This window comes from Parazoarcus communis SWub3 = DSM 12120, assembly GCF_003226565.1.
In the GTDB taxonomy this organism is placed as follows: Bacteria; Pseudomonadota; Gammaproteobacteria; order Burkholderiales; family Rhodocyclaceae; genus Parazoarcus; species Parazoarcus communis.
The window spans coordinates 210,277-225,805 of the sequence record NZ_QKOE01000003.1 but is presented as its reverse complement, the minus strand read 5'-3'; the positions used below and the strand labels follow the sequence as shown (position 1 = coordinate 225,805).

Annotated in this window: 15 protein-coding genes and 1 tRNA gene; 3 read left to right on the top strand and 13 right to left on the bottom strand. The window is 63.7% G+C overall.

Features of this window, described 5'->3' with window-relative positions; translation table 11 throughout:
- Positions 1 to 194 precede the first annotated feature (194 nt).
- The 8 genes from ychF to DNK49_RS06485 form a co-directional block, all read right to left on the bottom strand.
- Positions 195 to 1,286 (bottom strand): redox-regulated ATPase YchF, encoded by a 1,092-nt coding sequence (gene ychF / locus DNK49_RS06520; protein WP_110523523.1) that lies wholly within the window; start codon positions 1,284 to 1,286, stop codon positions 195 to 197.
- The gene (gene pth, locus DNK49_RS06515; RefSeq protein WP_110523522.1) at positions 1,283 to 1,963 is read right to left on the bottom strand and encodes an aminoacyl-tRNA hydrolase; all 681 of its coding nucleotides are present in this window, start codon (positions 1,961 to 1,963) and stop codon (positions 1,283 to 1,285) included. Before pth ends, ychF begins: the two co-directional genes overlap by 4 nt.
- Positions 1,964 to 2,004: 41 nt before the next feature.
- Positions 2,005 to 2,601, bottom strand: a complete 597-nt coding sequence (locus DNK49_RS06510; protein ID WP_110523521.1) for a 50S ribosomal protein L25/general stress protein Ctc — start codon at positions 2,599 to 2,601, stop codon at positions 2,005 to 2,007.
- A 78-nt stretch (positions 2,602 to 2,679) separates the two neighbouring features.
- Positions 2,680 to 3,630 (bottom strand): ribose-phosphate pyrophosphokinase, encoded by a 951-nt coding sequence (locus DNK49_RS06505; protein WP_110523520.1) that lies wholly within the window; start codon positions 3,628 to 3,630, stop codon positions 2,680 to 2,682.
- 79 nt (positions 3,631 to 3,709) lie between these two features.
- Positions 3,710 to 3,786 (bottom strand) — tRNA-Gln (locus tag DNK49_RS06500).
- 12 nt (positions 3,787 to 3,798) lie between these two features.
- The gene (gene ispE / locus DNK49_RS06495; RefSeq protein WP_424444965.1) at positions 3,799 to 4,641 is read right to left on the bottom strand and encodes a 4-(cytidine 5'-diphospho)-2-C-methyl-D-erythritol kinase; all 843 of its coding nucleotides are present in this window, start codon (positions 4,639 to 4,641) and stop codon (positions 3,799 to 3,801) included.
- The gene (gene lolB, locus DNK49_RS06490) at positions 4,638 to 5,231 is read right to left on the bottom strand and encodes a lipoprotein insertase outer membrane protein LolB (RefSeq protein ID WP_110523518.1); all 594 of its coding nucleotides are present in this window, start codon (positions 5,229 to 5,231) and stop codon (positions 4,638 to 4,640) included. Before lolB ends, ispE begins: the two co-directional genes overlap by 4 nt.
- Positions 5,228 to 6,949 (bottom strand): tetratricopeptide repeat protein, encoded by a 1,722-nt coding sequence (locus tag DNK49_RS06485; RefSeq protein WP_110523517.1) that lies wholly within the window; start codon positions 6,947 to 6,949, stop codon positions 5,228 to 5,230. Before DNK49_RS06485 ends, lolB begins: the two co-directional genes overlap by 4 nt.
- Before the next feature lie 186 nt (positions 6,950 to 7,135).
- Between DNK49_RS06485 and mutM the strand changes: the two genes are divergently transcribed.
- Together mutM and DNK49_RS06475 are read left to right on the top strand one after the other, a co-directional pair.
- On the top strand, positions 7,136 to 7,957 hold the full coding sequence (gene mutM / locus DNK49_RS06480; RefSeq protein WP_110523516.1) for a bifunctional DNA-formamidopyrimidine glycosylase/DNA-(apurinic or apyrimidinic site) lyase: 822 nt from the start codon (positions 7,136 to 7,138) through the stop codon (positions 7,955 to 7,957).
- Positions 7,958 to 8,086: 129 nt separating this feature from the next.
- The gene (locus DNK49_RS06475; protein WP_110523515.1) at positions 8,087 to 10,045 is read left to right on the top strand and encodes a dynamin family protein; all 1,959 of its coding nucleotides are present in this window, start codon (positions 8,087 to 8,089) and stop codon (positions 10,043 to 10,045) included.
- A gap of 95 nt (positions 10,046 to 10,140) precedes the next feature.
- Here the strand turns inward: DNK49_RS06475 and DNK49_RS06470 are convergent, their stop codons facing one another.
- From DNK49_RS06470 to DNK49_RS06450, 5 genes are read right to left on the bottom strand one after another with little or no spacing between them, the layout of a single operon-like run.
- A complete protein-coding gene (locus DNK49_RS06470; protein WP_110523514.1) occupies positions 10,141 to 10,392 on the bottom strand; it encodes a YfhL family 4Fe-4S dicluster ferredoxin in 252 nt (83 codons plus the stop codon).
- 17 nt (positions 10,393 to 10,409) lie between these two features.
- Positions 10,410 to 10,901, bottom strand: a complete 492-nt coding sequence (coaD, locus tag DNK49_RS06465) for a pantetheine-phosphate adenylyltransferase (protein ID WP_110523513.1) — start codon at positions 10,899 to 10,901, stop codon at positions 10,410 to 10,412.
- Positions 10,898 to 11,437, bottom strand: a complete 540-nt coding sequence (gene rsmD, locus DNK49_RS06460; RefSeq protein WP_110523512.1) for a 16S rRNA (guanine(966)-N(2))-methyltransferase RsmD — start codon at positions 11,435 to 11,437, stop codon at positions 10,898 to 10,900. The genes coaD and rsmD overlap by 4 nt, the downstream gene beginning before the upstream one ends.
- Positions 11,434 to 12,816 carry a M16 family metallopeptidase gene (locus tag DNK49_RS06455; RefSeq protein WP_110523511.1) on the bottom strand — a complete coding sequence of 461 codons (1,383 nt, stop codon included), beginning with the start codon at positions 12,814 to 12,816 and terminating at the stop codon, positions 11,434 to 11,436. Before DNK49_RS06455 ends, rsmD begins: the two co-directional genes overlap by 4 nt.
- A 23-nt stretch (positions 12,817 to 12,839) precedes the next feature.
- Positions 12,840 to 14,210, bottom strand: coding sequence for a M16 family metallopeptidase (locus tag DNK49_RS06450; RefSeq protein WP_110523635.1), 1,371 nt, complete (start codon positions 14,208 to 14,210; stop codon positions 12,840 to 12,842).
- 166 nt (positions 14,211 to 14,376) lie between these two features.
- Between DNK49_RS06450 and ftsY the strand changes: the two genes are divergently transcribed.
- Complete coding sequence (gene ftsY, locus DNK49_RS06445; RefSeq protein WP_110523510.1) at positions 14,377 to 15,525, top strand: signal recognition particle-docking protein FtsY; 1,149 nt, start codon at positions 14,377 to 14,379, stop codon at positions 15,523 to 15,525.
- Positions 15,526 to 15,529: the final 4 nt, after the last annotated feature.

Here is a 15,529-nt window from a genome sequence, read left to right as displayed (position 1 = left end):
CAGGGCTTCATCGTATACACCTTCATCGGTCTGACGCACGATCCATATACACGCCCGTATTCACTTGCGCAGCGCTATCAAGTGTCGTTTCATGCAACGAGTTGAAATGAAAAAGCCCCGTATCCACGGGGCTTTGCGTCAGTTTCGGCGATACACCTGCAAGCAGATGCAATCGCCTGAATGGCTTGCTTGAATCAGACGTTGAACAGAAAGTTCAGTACGTCGCCATCCTTTACCACGTACTCCTTACCTTCGGCCCGCATCTTGCCGGCCTCCTTGGCGCCGGCCTCGCCCTTGAACTGGATGAAGTCCTCGAAGGCGATGGTCTGGGCGCGGATGAAGCCGCGTTCGAAATCGGTGTGGATGACGCCGGCGGCCTGCGGTGCGGTGTCGCCAACGTGGATGGTCCAGGCGCGGACTTCCTTGACCCCGGCGGTGAAGTAGGTCTGCAGGCCGAGCAGCTTGTAGCCGGCACGGATCAGCCGATCCAGCCCGGGTTCTTCCAGGCCCATGGACTCGAGGAAGTCTTTCTTGTCGGCGTCTTCCAGGTCGGCGATTTCGGCCTCGATGGCGGCGCACAGGGCAACAACCTGGGCGCCTTCGGCGGCAGCGTGGGCACGCACTGCCTCAAGGTGGGGGTTGTTCTGGAAACCGTCTTCGGCGACGTTGGCGGCGTACAGCACCGGCTTCTGGGTGATCAGGCAGAATTGCTTGATCAGCGCGAGTTCTTCCTTGGCCAGATCGAGTGCGCGTACCGGCTTGGCCTGGTCGAGCTGGGCGATGCACTTCTCGAGCACCGCGACCAGGGCCTTGGCTTCCTTGTCGCCGGCAGCGGCAGGGCGCTTGTAGCGGTTCAGGGCCTTGTCGACGGTGGCCATGTCGGCAAGTGCCAATTCGGTGTCGATGACTTCGATGTCGCGGATGGGATCGACGCTGCCGGAGACGTGCACCACATTGTCGTCCGCGAAGCAGCGCACCACGTGGACGATGGCGTCGGTCTCGCGGATGTTGGCGAGGAACTGGTTGCCGAGGCCTTCACCCTTGGACGCACCGGCAACGAGACCGGCAATGTCGACGAACTCGACGATGGCGGGCTGGATCTTCTGCGGTTTGACGATTTCGGACAGGGCGGCCAGGCGCGGGTCCGGCACTTCGACAATCCCGACATTGGGCTCGATGGTGCAGAAGGGGTAGTTGGCGGCTTCGATGCCGGCTTTGGTCAGGGCGTTGAACAGGGTCGACTTGCCAACGTTGGGCAGGCCGACGATTCCGCATTTCAGGCTCATGGCTGGGTTTCGTCCTTGGTGGTGCCGGGCGCACCCGCGTTATCTGCTGCGGGTCTGGGCGGTTTGGGGGCCTTGGGCGGCTTGGCGGCGGCCGGCCGGGCATTGAGGCGTTGCGTGGCGCTGTTCCAGTCGCCCCGGGCCAGTGTGGGCCAGGCGAGCAGGGCGCGGTCGATGGCCTCGTCAATCTGGGTCTGCTCTTCGCGGCGGGCGGGCTTGAGTACGTAGTTGACGACCTCGTTGCGATCGCCGGGATGGCCGATGCCGATACGCAGACGCCAGTAGTCGTTGGTGTTGAGGTGGGCTGAGGTGTCCTTCAGTCCATTGTGTCCGCCAAGGCCGCCGCCGAACTTGAGGCGTAACTGGCCGGGTGGAACATCGAGTTCGTCGTGCACCAGCAGGATTTCTGCCGGTTCGATACGGTAGAAACGCGCAAGGGCGCCAATGGCCTGACCCGAGCGGTTCATGAAGGTCTGTGGCATCAGCAGCCACACGCCTGCGTCGCGCGCATTGGCGACCAGACCGTGAAAACGGGATTCGTGCGAGAAGCGCACGCCGAGCTTGTCGGCAAGGCGCTCACAAAACCAAAACCCGGCATTGTGCCGGGTTTCGGAATACTCGCTGCCAGGATTGCCGAGACCGACAACGAGACGGGGCGGACGCGGGGTCGCGGTCGTCATCGTGGGTCAGGCTCGGTTTTCCCGGCGGGCAGCAGCTGGCATCAGGCCGAGGCTTCTTCGCCTTCGGCGGAGATGCTGCCACGGGTCTGCTGAGCGCTGGCCAGGACGGGGTCGCCGTGAGCAGCGACTTCGACACCGGCGGGCAGGCTGATCTGCGAAGCGTGGATGGACTGGCCGACTTCGAGCGACGACAGATCGACGGTCAGGAACTCGGGCAGGGCGGACGGCAGGCACTTGACGTCGAGTTCGGTCTGCACGTGGGCGATGATGCAGCCGCCGAGCTTGACGGCCGGGCTGTTTTCGCCATTCACGAAGTGCAGCGGCACCTTCAGGTGGATGGCGTGGGTGGCGTCAACGCGCTGGAAGTCCAGATGCAGGACTTGCGGCTTGAAGGCGTGCCACTGGGTGTCACGCAGCACCACGGTTTCCTTGGCGCCTTCGACATCGATGCTGAGCACGGATGCGTGGAACGCTTCTTTCTTCAGCAGATGGAAGAGTTCATTGTGGTCCATCAGCACCGGCTGGGCAGCTTGTTCGCCACCGTAGATGATGCCCGGTACCTGGCCGGCGCGACGCAGGCGGCGGCTCGCACTCGTTCCCTGCAGATCACGCTTGGTGGCCTTGAAAGTGATGTTCATGTTTACAGCTCCGGTTGAATTTCCCTGCCCGCGACCAGGCAGGGATGAAAAAGCCCGCGACAGGTCGCGGGCAGAAAGTCATTCCATGAACAGCGAGGAGACGGATTCCTCGTTGCTGATGCGCAGCATGGTGTCTGCCAGCAGGGATGCGACCGAAACCTGGCGGATGCGACCACTTGCCTTGGCGTCATCCCGCAGCGGAATGGTGTCGGTGACGACCAGTTCGTCGAGCTCGGAATCATTGATGCGCGACACAGCGGCACCGGACAGTACCGCATGCGTACAGTAGGCCAGTACGCGCTTGGCACCATTGGCCTTGAGCGCGCCGGCGGCCTTGCACAGCGTGCCTGCGGTATCGACGATGTCGTCCATGATCACGCAAGTGCGGCCTTCGACCTCGCCGATGATGTTCATGACTTCGGAGACATTGGCCTTGGGGCGGCGCTTGTCGATGATCGCGAGGTCACACTCCAGGCGCTTGGCGAAGGCGCGGGCGCGAACCACGCCGCCGACGTCAGGCGAGACCACCATCAGGTCGTCGTATTTCTGTTTGTCGAGGTCGGCCAGCAACACCGGGGCGGCGTAGACGTTGTCTACCGCGATGTCGAAGAAACCCTGGATCTGGTCCGCATGAAGGTCCATGGTCAGCAGGCGCTGTACGCCCACCGCCTGGAGCATGTTGGCGACCACCTTGGCCGTGATCGGGACACGCGCCGAGCGTGGGCGACGGTCCTGACGGGCATAACCAAAGTAGGGGATGGCTGCGGTGATGCGACCGGCCGAGGCGCGCTTGAGGGCGTCGACCAGGACCAGCATCTCCATCAGGTTCTCGTTGGTCGGTGCGCAGGTGGGTTGAAGGATGAAGACATCCTTGCCGCGCACGTTCTCGAGGAGTTCAACGTTGACTTCACCGTCGGAGAAGCGGCCAACAGTGGCCGAGCCGAGGGAAATGCCCAGTCGCCGGACAACGTCAGAAGCCAGCTTGGGGTTGGCGTTGCCAGTGAAGACCATCAGGCTGCCGTAGGGCATGACCGAATCTCCGATGCCGATAGAATGAAATCGTCTTCAAAAACGACTCGGGCAGGCCTGAGGCCTGCCCGTCGTTGTATGGCTGGGGAAGAAGGATTCGAACCTTCGAATGCCGGAATCAAAATCCGGTGCCTTGACCAACTTGGCGACTCCCCAATTGAAACCTTTTCACTCACTGAGACGATGCATCGGATGCTCCGCAAGGCTTCTGGCCTTCCAGGCTGTCCAGCGTGCCGGGCAGCGATCGACGATGTCCTGTGCGGTCAATTCGTCTTTCACTTCCGCAAACACACAAGCGCCTGATCCGGTCATCCGTGCCGATGCAAATTGCGCCAGCCAGTTGATCGTCTCGCTCACTTCCGGGTACAGCTTGCAGGCTGTTGCTTGCAGGTCGTTCCGGGTAGTGCTCGTTGTGAAGTCCGCTATTTTGATGGGGACTGTATCTCTCGTCAAGTCTTTTGAAGAAAAAATTTCGGCGGTCGGCACACTGACCCCTGGTGCGATCACGACGTACCAGGCCGGGGGCAGGGCCAGTGGCTGAAAGCGTTCGCCTACGCCTTCGGCAAAGGCGTCCCGTCCATAGATGAAGAACGGGACGTCGGCGCCCAGCTCCAGCCCCAGTGTCTGCAGTGTGTGACGGTCCAGTCCGGTGCGCCACAGATGATTGAGTGCCATCAGTGTCGTAGCAGCGTCCGAGCTGCCGCCGCCCAGGCCGCCCCCCATCGGCAGATGCTTGTGTACCGCGATGTCGGCGCCCAGGCCGCAGCCGGTGTATTGCTGCAGCCGTCTTGCGGCACGGACGACAAGGTCCTGCTCCTCCGGGACCCCGGCAAGTGCGGTGGTGCGGTGAATGCTTCCGTCGGTGCGCACATGGAAATCCAGCCTGTCGCCACAGTCAATCAGCCGGAACGCGGTCTGCAGCAAGTGGTAGCCGTCGGGGCGGCGGCCGATCACATGCAGGAACAGGTTGAGCTTGGCGGGGGCGAGGCAGCCCAGGAGTGCGGGGTTCAAGGTTGAGGTGACCATCGATCGATGATGAGGCGGATGCGGGCTTCGCCGCGGGAAATGTCGATGCGGCGGGGCAGGGCGCCGGGCGCCGGGTCCTGGTATTCGGTGTAGTCGATCCGCCAGCCTCGATCGAAGACCAGCGCGGGGCGGCCCTGGCCATCGGTGTGTCTCACTTCGGCACTGCCGTCTGGCACGGCCTGCACCCAACCGGGCAGTTGTGCGAAGGGCAGGTCGATGCCGATCAGTGCGGGTAGCAGTTCGGCAACGCTGGCGGCGCCAAGGCGCTGGCCGTCGGCCAGTGTCAGTTCGGCTCCAGAGGGTGTGGCATGGAGTTCGGCGAGGATCTGGCCCAGCGGACTGTAGGCTGTCCACTGGTCGTGCAGGGGGGTATGACGCCAGTCGAAGGGGCCGGACACGCTGCGGTGTTCGTCATTGGCTGACAGTCTGCCCTCCAGTTCGAATGCCGGATGCGCAGTGCGCGCGGCGATGGCGGGCACTGCGGAGGGGGGCGTGGTGGAGCAGGCAGACAGCGCGATGCTGGCGCACAGTGCCAGAGACCGCGACCAGCCCCCTCCCGACTTGCATGGCGTCATGGTTTGCGCAGGCGTTCGGTTACGGTGCGCAGGCTCTTGTTGTCCGGATGGGCGGACAGGGCTTCGTCCAGGACCCGGCCGGCGTCGTCCCGGCGGTCCAGCAGCCACAGCACTTCTCCGAGGTGAGCGGCGATTTCCGGATCGGCGCGCAGGCCATAGGCGCGCTCAAGGTAACTCAGCGCCCCGGCCTTGTCGCCTTGGCGAAATCGTACCCAGCCCATGCTGTCGAGGATGAAGGCATCGTCCGGCGCAAGCTCGAGTGCGCGGGCGATCAGGGCTTCGGCCTCATCGAGGCGCAGGCCGCGGTCCGCAAACGAATAGCCCAGCGCGTTGTGGGCATGGGCATTGTCGGGGGCGAGGGCAATCAGTTTGCGCAGCCGGGCCTCCATGATGTCGATGCGGTCGAGTTGCTCGGCGAGCATGGCCGACTCGTAGAGCAGGTCATGGTCGTCGGGCGCGGCACGGAGCAGCTCGTCAATCCGCTCGAAGGCTTCGGCAGTGCGCCCCGCATCGCGCAAGAGCTGGGTTTCCGCCAGCACGAAGCGGCGAGGATTGTCGCTGTCGGTCGAGCGCTGCAGCAATGCGCGGGCTTCGTCTATGCGCCCTTCTCGCGCCAGGCTCTGGGCGCTGCGGATGCGTGCCTCGGCATAGTGCTTGCCGGATTCCACGCTGTCGAACCAGCGTCGAGCCTCCGTGCCGTTGTTGCGCTTCTCGGCAAGTTGGCCAAGATGCAGGCGGATGCTGTCGGCTTCCGGGTGGCCGGCTTCCAGCGCCCGGGACAGCAAGGACTCGGCCGCGTCAGTGTCCTCCAGCTGCAGGGACAGCAGGGCAAGGGTGTATAGCGTGTCGCGGTCGTTGGGGGCTTCGTCGAGCAACTGGCGGAACTCGTCGCGTGCGGCCTTGAACTGTTTGGCGGCGATCAGGCTGCGGGCGTGGGCGAGGCGCAGGTTGCGGTTTGCAGGTTGGGCCTTCAGCGCCTCCTGCAGCAGGTGACCCGCTTCGATGCTGGCGCCACTCTGAATCATCAGCTGTGCCTTGAACAGGATGGCAGGCTCCCAGTCCTTGTTCAGCGCCAGGGCGCCATCAATGGCGGCCAGCGACTCCATCGGGCGTTCGGCGATCGCGGCCGCCTGGGCGCGGGCGAAGTGGGCCTCGGGGTGCTCCAGATAAGGCTCGGTCAGGCGGAAGACCATCGATTGTGCAACGGCCTTGTCTGGCAGGCGCGCCAGTGCGCGATTGAGCCCCATCAGGTTGGCCGACAGATTGGCCGGTGCCTGCGCCAGTGCGCGGGCAAGCTGGGTCTGGATGTCCTCGGTGCGGCCGCCGTGTCCGCTGATGACGCCGGTTAGCAGGCGCTTGGCTTCTTCGGAGGCGGGGTCGGCCTCGTTCCAGATGCGAGCGGCTTCGGTCGCCATGTCGGCGTTGCGTGCAAACAGGGCGATTTCGGTGGCGCGGCGGGCAATACGCGGGTCGCGTGTGCTGCGCGCAAGCTCGAGATAGAGTTGGGCCGAGACGCCGAGCTGGCCCCGGGCGCCGGCGATTTCCGCAAGCAGGAAGCGGTAGAGCGTCTGCGGGGTCAGCTCCTGGATGGGAAGCGCACTGGTGGTGACCTCCTCAACCGGCTCGACTTCCTCGGCATGCGCAGGCAGAGCGGTGGCGATTCCCAGGGTGAGGCAGGTGCCAAGTTGGGCGAGGTGGCGTGCAATCGAGCGTTTCATGTCGGGGTCCGGCGGTATTCGTGGCTCGGCGGTGTGGCGGTTGATGGCAGTTCCGCGACCGGCGCGGGCGTGCCGCGACTGTTTCGCATTGGAGGGCTGAACTAGAATTCGGTTCGCTTCATGGTAGGCATATTGCCTGCTTGGCGGCAAGCTGCCTGTGTATTCACCCTTGTCTGCAGGAACCCCATGCCTGAACTTCCCGAAGTCGAGACCACCTGTCGAGGCATCCGTCCACACGTCGAGGGGCATGTGGTGTCTGCCGTCGTGGTGCGCAACCCGCGACTGCGCCAGCCGGTGCCGGATGTGCTGCGACATGTCCTGCCGGGACAGCAGCTATTGCATGTCGGGCGTCGTGCAAAGTACCTGCTTCTCCATTTCGCGGAGGGTTGTGTGATCGTGCATCTGGGCATGTCCGGCAGCCTGCGTATCGTGGCGGCGGACGAGCCGGCAGGCGTGCATGATCATGTGGACCTTGTGTTCGGGGCATTTGCGTTGCGTCTGCGTGACCCGCGCCGCTTCGGCCTGGTGTTGTGGCAGCCTGGTGAGCTTGCCAGTCATGCGCTGTTGTCGCACCTGGGGCCGGAACCCTTGAGCGAGGCCTTTGATGGTGACTGGTTGTACCGCATCAGCCGGGGTTTGCGTGCCCCCGTCAAGCATGTGCTGATGGATGGTCGCAGGGTTGTTGGTGTGGGCAATATCTATGCGTCGGAGAGTCTGTTCCGTGCGCGCATCCATCCGCTCGAGCAGGCAGGCAGGATCGGCGTGGCGCGGTACCGGCGCCTGGCCGATGAGGTGAAGCTCACGTTGTCTGCAGCCATCGAGGCGGGTGGCAGTACCTTGCGGGATTTTGTCGGTGGTGATGGGCAGCCGGGCTATTTCCAGCAGCAGTATTTTGTGTATGGTCGGGAGGGCCTGGCGTGCAAGGTTTGCGCGACGCCCGTCCAGCGTATCGTCAGTGGGCAGCGGGCGACCTATTATTGCCCGCAGTGTCAGCGCCGCGGGCGATAGGGTATCTTTCGTCCTCAGTCCGGTTGTCGTCGCCAATGCGCTGTAGACGTGGCAAGGTGGGACGAAGGGCGCTATGCTGATGGAGTGATGTCGCGATCAGCGTCGCGGCACGGAAACGGGTGAGCAAACATGACTTTGGCAGAACAGTTTTCCGCCTATGGCCGTTGGCGGGGCGGCGCGATCGATGCGGTGACCAAGTTGCGCAACTGGTTGTCGCGCAACGATGTCGGCGATGCACAGGCAGACCTGCGTCTGCAGTACCTGGTGGATCGCCTGCGCGAGGACAAGCTCACCATCGCTTTCGTTGCCGAGTTCTCGCGCGGCAAGTCCGAGTTGATCAACGCCATCTTCTTTTCCGATTACGGTGACCGCATCCTGCCGTCGAGTGCGGGGCGCACGACGATGTGCCCGACCGAGCTGCAGTGGTCACCCGGTGCCCGACCTGAGTTGCGCCTGCTGCCGATTGCGACGCGGGCCTTGCAAGCGCCTGTCAGCGAGCTCAAGCGTACGCCCGAGGCGTGGACGGTCGAGCCGCTGGCGGCAGATTCGGCCGGTGAGCTGCAAACTGCGCTGGCGCGGGTGGGTGAGGTTGAGCGTGTGACCCAGGACGAAGCCGAGCGCCTGGGGTTCAAGGTTGACCCGAAGGGCGAGGAAGGGCTCAAGCCTGGGGCCGATGGTCTGGTCGAGGTGCCCAGTTGGCGCCATGCGGTGATCCAGTTTCCGCATCCCCTGCTCGAGCAGGGGCTGGTGGTGCTCGACACGCCGGGTCTGAACGCGATTGGTGCCGAACCAGAACTGACCCTGTCCTTGTTGCCCAATGCTCACGCCGTCCTGTTCATCCTGGCGGCCGATACCGGCGTGACCCAGAGCGATCTGGCGGTGTGGCGGGATTACGTGACCAATGGGCAAAGCCGCCAGAAGGGCCGGTTGGTGGTGCTCAACAAAATCGACGGTCTGTGGGACGGGCTGCGGGAGGAAAGCCAGATCCAGGCTGAGCTCGACCGTCAGGTCCGCACCGTGGCTGAAACCCTGGAAGTGGATGAGGGTGCGGTTTTCCCGGTCTCCGCCCAGAAAGGCCTGGTGGCCCGCATCAATGGTGATGCAGCGCTGCTCGAGCGCAGCCGCCTGGGTGAGCTCGAACGAGCATTGTCTGAAGACCTGCTGCCCACCAAGCAGCAGATCGTGCGCGACAACACGGTTGGAGAAACGGCCGATCTGGTCCAGCAGACCCGGGCGCTGCTCGAGGCTCGCCTGGTTGGCGTGCGCGAGCAATTGCGCGAGCTGACCGATCTGCGCGGCAAGAACCAGAACGTCATCGAATACATGATGCGCAAGATCCGGGTCGAAAAGGATGAATTCGAACAAGGCCTGCAGAAGTACTATGCGGTGCGTTCGGTGTTCTCCAACCTGACCAACAACCTGCTGGCGCATCTGGGGATGGATGCCTTGCGCGACGAGACCCGGCGCACGCGTGAGGCAATGCTCGAGTCCACCTTTTCCAAGGGCTTGCGTGGCGCGATGGAGGGTTTCTTCGAGCACCTGCGCGGCAACCTGGCGCAGTCGTCGGCAGAGATTGGTGAGATCACCAACATGCTGGACAGCATGTACAAGCGTTTCAGCGTCGAACACGGGCTCAAGCTGACTTCGCCCGAGGCGTTTTCGACCCAGCGCTACGAGGCCGAACTGGATCGTCTGGAAAAGGCTTTCAATCGCCAGATCAATACCACGCTGACATTGGTCACCACTGAAAAGCATGCATTGACCCAGAAGTTCTTCGAGACCATCGCGGTGCAGGCCCGGCGCACGTTCGAGTTGGCCAATCGAGACGTCGAGCAGTGGTTGCGGGCAGTGATGTCACCGCTGGAAACCCAGGTGCGTGAATATCAGTTGCAGCTCAAGCGTCGCCTGGAATCGGTCAAGCGCATCCATCAGGCAACCGATACGCTCGAAGACCGGGTCGATGAGCTCAAGCAGGCCGAAGCCGGGGTGTTGTCGCTGATCACCGAGCTGGAGCAGATGCAGGCGGCGATTGGTCAGGCGCTGGGTTTGCAGGTAGAGGCAGTGTCAGCCCAGTCGATGGCGGCCTGAGCCGGGCTCCAGTAAAGACAAAAGGCCGATGGCGTCAGGTGACGCCATCGGCCTTTTGTCTGCATGGCCTCGAATCGTGTCGGCCGAGCGGACCCTTAGTTCTTGGCGGTCAGCTTGATGAACTTCTCCATCAGCTGTTCCTTGGTCTCGGCATGGTTGGGGTCGAGCGGAATACAGTCGACCGGGCACACCTGCTGACACTGCGGTTCATCGAAATGGCCGACGCATTCGGTGCATTTGTTGGGGTCGATCTCGTAGATTTCGTCGCCCTGCGAGATGGCGCCGTTGGGGCATTCGGGTTCGCAGACGTCGCAGTTGATGCATTCGTCGGTGATGATCAGGGACATGGTGGTTTGCTTCCTTGCTATCGCTTTGAATTCACTTTTTGCTGCAGCCGGGCAAACACGCCTGGCTGCACAAACTTGCTGACATCTCCGTTCAGTCGGGCAATTTCGCGCACCATCGTCGCAGAGATGAACATGTACTCCTCGGCAGGGGTCAGAAATACGGTTTCGACGTCCGGATGCATCTTGCGATTCATGCCAGCCATCTGGAACTCGTATTCGAAGTCCGACACCGCCCTCAGCCCGCGCAGGATGACTCGGGCCTTTTGAGCCCGCATGAAATCCATCAACAGGCCGTCGAAGCCGACAACCTCGACATTGTCGAAGGGTCTGACGACTTCACGGGCCAGCTCGACCCGCTCCTCCAGGGTAAAGATCGGCCCCTTTCCGCTGCTGGCCGCGACCGCTACGATGACGCGGTTGAACAGCAAGGCCGCCCGCCGCACGAGATCTTCGTGACCGCGGGTAAAGGGGTCGAACGTCCCGGGATAAACCGCCAACGCATCCTTCATTCCTGCTTTCCTTGCAGAAGATGGAAATGGACCTGGCCGGCATGGCCCTGCTTGACCGTCTGCCAGTCGCCAAGGTGCGCCACCGGCGCCTCCGACTCTGCGTAGATCCAGCCGTCCGGCTGCATGATCCGGTTCAGCAATGGCGCTACGCGCTCGAGCCAGCCTTGTCGATAGGGCGGGTCGAGAAACACGACATCGAACTTCCGAGACGTGGATTGCACGAATTTTACCGCATCGCCGCGGATGATCTCTACCTGCGACGCCTTCAGGGTTTCTGCGGCCTTGCGCAGGGCGTCGACCGCCCCTCCATCCTTTTCCACCAAGGTCACCTGTGCGGCGCCCCGGGAGGCGGCCTCAAAACCCAGGATGCCGGTGCCGGCGAACAGGTCGAGGCAGTTCAGACCGTCCAGATCCTGGCCCAGCCAGTTGAACAGGGTTTCACGTACGCGGTCAGGTGTAGGGCGCAGGCCACTTGCATGTGGGACGTCAAGCAGGCGCGAACGCCACGCTCCGCCTACGATGCGGACCCGGCTCATCGAGCTGCCCGCGGCGTGGTCGCGGCGGCCGCGGTGTCACCGTCACCGCCCGCAATCACTGTAATCAGGTGTGCGGGGCGGATGCGTCGGGCGAAGGCATCCTGCACCTGTTCGCGGGTGACCGCGGCTACAGCCTGCGGATAATGATCCAGCCAGTCCGGACGCAGCTGGTAAAAGCCGATCATTGCGATGTGGTCCAGGATCTTGCGGTTGGAATCCAGGCGCAAACCGAAGCCGTTGATCATGTTGTCGCGCGCGGCTTGCAGTTCGGCCTCGGTGGGGCCCTCGGCAATGAAGGTGTCGAGCGTCTGACGCACGACCTTGAGCGCGTCTTCGGTTTGCGAGCCCCGGGTCTGCAGGCCGATCTGGAAGGGGCCGGCCACGCGCTGAGGTGCGAAATAACTGTAAACGCTATAGGCAAAGCCACGCTTTTCCCGTACCTCGTGCGTCAGGCGGGAGACGAAACCGCCGCCACCCAGGATGTAGTTGCCGACCAGTAGCGGGAAGTAGTCCGGATCCTCGCGCGAGAGACCCGGCTGACCGACCAGGATGTGCGCCTGGGCCGAGGGGTGGGGAATGCGGATGACTTCCGCCGCGGGCAGCTTGGGCTGAGGCAGCGACGGCGTCGTTGCAGCTGAATCCGGCAGCGCCTGGGTGAGCTGTTGTGCAATCCGCTCGGCACCCGCCCGGTCGATGTCGCCGACGATGGTCACCGATGCGTTGGCCGCGTTGAAGTAACGCCGGTGAAAGGCGCTGAGGTCTTCTCGTGCAATGGCCTTGAGCGACGCTTCGGTGGTGGTGGTGCCATAGGGGTGGCCGGCGAACAGGGCCTGGTTGAAACTGCGTGCGGCCAGGGTGGCCGGCTTGGTCAGGGCTTCGCGCAGACCGGCAATGGCGCGGGTCCGCTCCCGCTCCAGGATTGCCGCCGGGAAGGTGGGCTGGCTCAGCAACAGTGCGGCCAGCTCCACTGCTGCGTCGCGCTCGCTGGCTGATGACAGGCTGCGGATCGACAGGCTGCTGCGATCGTTGTCGGTGCTGCCGCCGATCTGCGCACCGATGTCGGCGATGCGGTCGGAGATGCCCTGTTCGTCGAGCGTGCCCGCGCCGGCCTCGAACAGGCCCCGGGTCAGGCCGGCAAGCCCGGCCTTGTCGGCGGGGTCGAGGGCGCTACCGGCGGCAAAGTCGATCTGGATGTCGAGCAGCGGCAGGGCGCGGCTTTCGACAAAATTGACCCGTGCGCCCGAGGGGGCGGTCCATTGCACGATGGGAGGGGCAGCGAATGCCGGGGTGTCGAGCAGCAGCAGGCCTGCTGCGAGCGTGAATAGGGTGCGCCGCAGGCGGGCGATGGGCGACGCGGCGTGTGACTTGAGAGGGGGCATGAGCGTGTCTTTCTGCATGATGATCAGTGGCGGCCCGAGGACAGCGGCGAGCGCGGGCGTTTCTGCTCCAGTGGTTGGGGCTGAAGACGGGCAATGGTCAGGGTGTCGTCGCTGAAATAACGTTGTGCGACCGAGCGGACCTCTTCAGCGGTGACTGCCTTGATGCCCTCGAGCAGACGTTCGTCGTCGCGCCACGAAAGCCCTGCGGCTTCCATGAAGCCGATCTCCATGGCCTGACCCATCAGCGAGTCACGCTTGAAGACCTTGGCTGCCAGGGCCTGGGTCTTGACCCGGTTGAGCTCTTCAGCATCGATGCCGTGCTCGCGGATGCGATGCAGTTCGACACGTAAGGCGGCTTCAAGATCGTCGACCGACTGGCCGGCGGCCGGTACGCCGTCGAGGTAGAACAGCGATGGACCGCGACCGCTGCCGTCATAGCCGGCGCCGGCCGATACGGCAATCTGGCGCTCGCGTACCAGGCGGCGATTGAGCCGCGCCCCGTCATACCCATCAAGCACCGCTGCGAGTACCTGCAGAGCGTAGGCATCGCGGTCGGTTGCGGGATTGCGCAGCGCGGGAACCTGCCAGGCCATGGCCAGGTAGGGGAGCTCGGCGGGGGCGCGCACATGAGTGCTGCGCTGCCCGCGTTGATCGGGTTCGCGGCTGATGCGGCGCTCGGGCAGCGGGGTGGCCTCGATCGGGCCGTAATGCTGGCCGGCCAGATCGAACACCGTCTGATGGTCAACATCGCCGACCACGACCAGGTAGGCGTTGTTGGGTGCGTACCAGCGCCGGTACCACTCGCGCGTGTCCTCGGCCTTCATTGCCTCGAGATCGGTCATCCAGCCGATCACCGGACGACGATAGGGGTGTGCCTGAAAGGCGGTTGCCATCAGCTGCTCATAGACCAGCGCGCGTGGCTGATCGTCGGTGCGCAGGCGGCGTTCTTCCTTGACCACTTCGATCTCGCGTGCGAACTCGTCATCGGTGATGATCAGGTTGCGCATGCGGTCGGCTTCCAGCGACATCATGGTGCCGAGGTGGGCGGGGGGAATCTGCTGAAAGTAGGCGGTGTAGTCCTTGCTGGTAAAGGCGTTGTCACGACCACCAACCGCTGCGACACGCTTGTTGAACTCGCCGGGGCCCACTTCCCGGGTGCCCTTGAACATCATGTGTTCAAGGACGTGGGCGACGCCTGAAACCCCTTCGGGTTCGTCCATGGAGCCGGTGCGGTACCACACCATGTGGACAACGGAGGGGGCCCGACGGTCTTCCTTGACGACCACTTTCATGCCGTTTGCAAGCGTGGTCTCGTAGGGATTGGCGAACACTCCCAGGCTGACGAGCATGGCCGTAGCCGCGGTGAGCAGGCGGGGAAAGGGGAGACGAAACATGGACATGTCCTGCATCTGTTAGAATTCGCGACGCCTTGCGCGGCTCCGGCGTGTTGCCGGATATGCGCGGAGCCGCATCTTAGCCTCATCCGGTTTGCTGCGCCCGTACCATTGGACGGCGCTGCGCCGGAAACTCCACTGAACGCCCCCTCTGACTCGAGCGCCCATGTTTGGTTTCTTCAAGAAGTCCGGCAAAACCGATTCCGGCAAGTCCGATGTGCCCGCCGCCCCGCCGCCGGCTGAGGTCGCGCCCACGCCGGTTGCCGCTCCCGGGCCGCAGGCCGTTGAGCCCAACCGCGACCCCGCACCAACACCAGCACCAGCAGTTCAGCCGTCCCCTCCCGTTGTTGTAGCCGCAGAAGTGACCCCACCCAAGCGGTCGTGGGCCGAGCGGCTGAAGGCCGGGCTGGCGCGAACCCGGCAGCAGCTGGGCGGCGGGCTCGCCAGCCTGTTCGGTCTGCGCAAGATCGACGAAGAGCTGCTCGAAGAGCTCGAATCCACCTTGTTGATGGCCGACTGTGGTGTGGATGCCACGCAGCACCTGATCGATGACCTGCGTCTGCGCTGGAAGCGCGATCGGCTGGAAACCGCCGACCAGCTGCAGCAGGCGCTTGCCGATGGTTTGCACAAGATCATTGCGCCGCTGGATCAGCCGCTCGATGTGTCCGGTCACAAGCCGTACATCATCATGATTGCGGGGGTCAATGGGTCGGGCAAGACGACTTCGATCGGCAAACTGGCCAAGTACTTCCAGAGTCAGGGCAAGAGTGTGCTGCTGGCTGCGGGCGATACCTTCCGCGCAGCGGCGCGCGAGCAGTTGATGACCTGGGGTGACCGCAACAATGTCACCGTGATTGCGCAGGATGGCGGCGATGCGGCTGCGGTGATCTTCGATGCGATCAACGCGGCGCGTGCGCGTGGTATCGACATCGTGCTGGCCGATACCGCCGGCCGCCTGCCGACGCAGCTGCACCTGATGGAGGAGATCGCCAAGGTGCGTCGTGTCATTGCCAAGGCCGACCCCAGCGGGCCGCATGAGGTCATCCTGGTGCTTGACGCCAACATTGGCCAGAACGCACTGGCGCAGGTCAAGGCCTTCGATGCGGCGATTGGCGTCACCGGGCTGGTGGTGACCAAGCTCGATGGCACCGCCAAGGGCGGCGTGCTTGCCGCGATTGCACGCCAGTGTCCCAAGCCACTGCGTTTCATCGGTGTGGGCGAAGGCATCGACGACTTGCAGCCTTTCCATGCGCGGGAGTTCGTCGATGCGCTGTTCGAGCCGGTGCCGGCACGCTCATCTGGCGCACAGGGCTGAACTG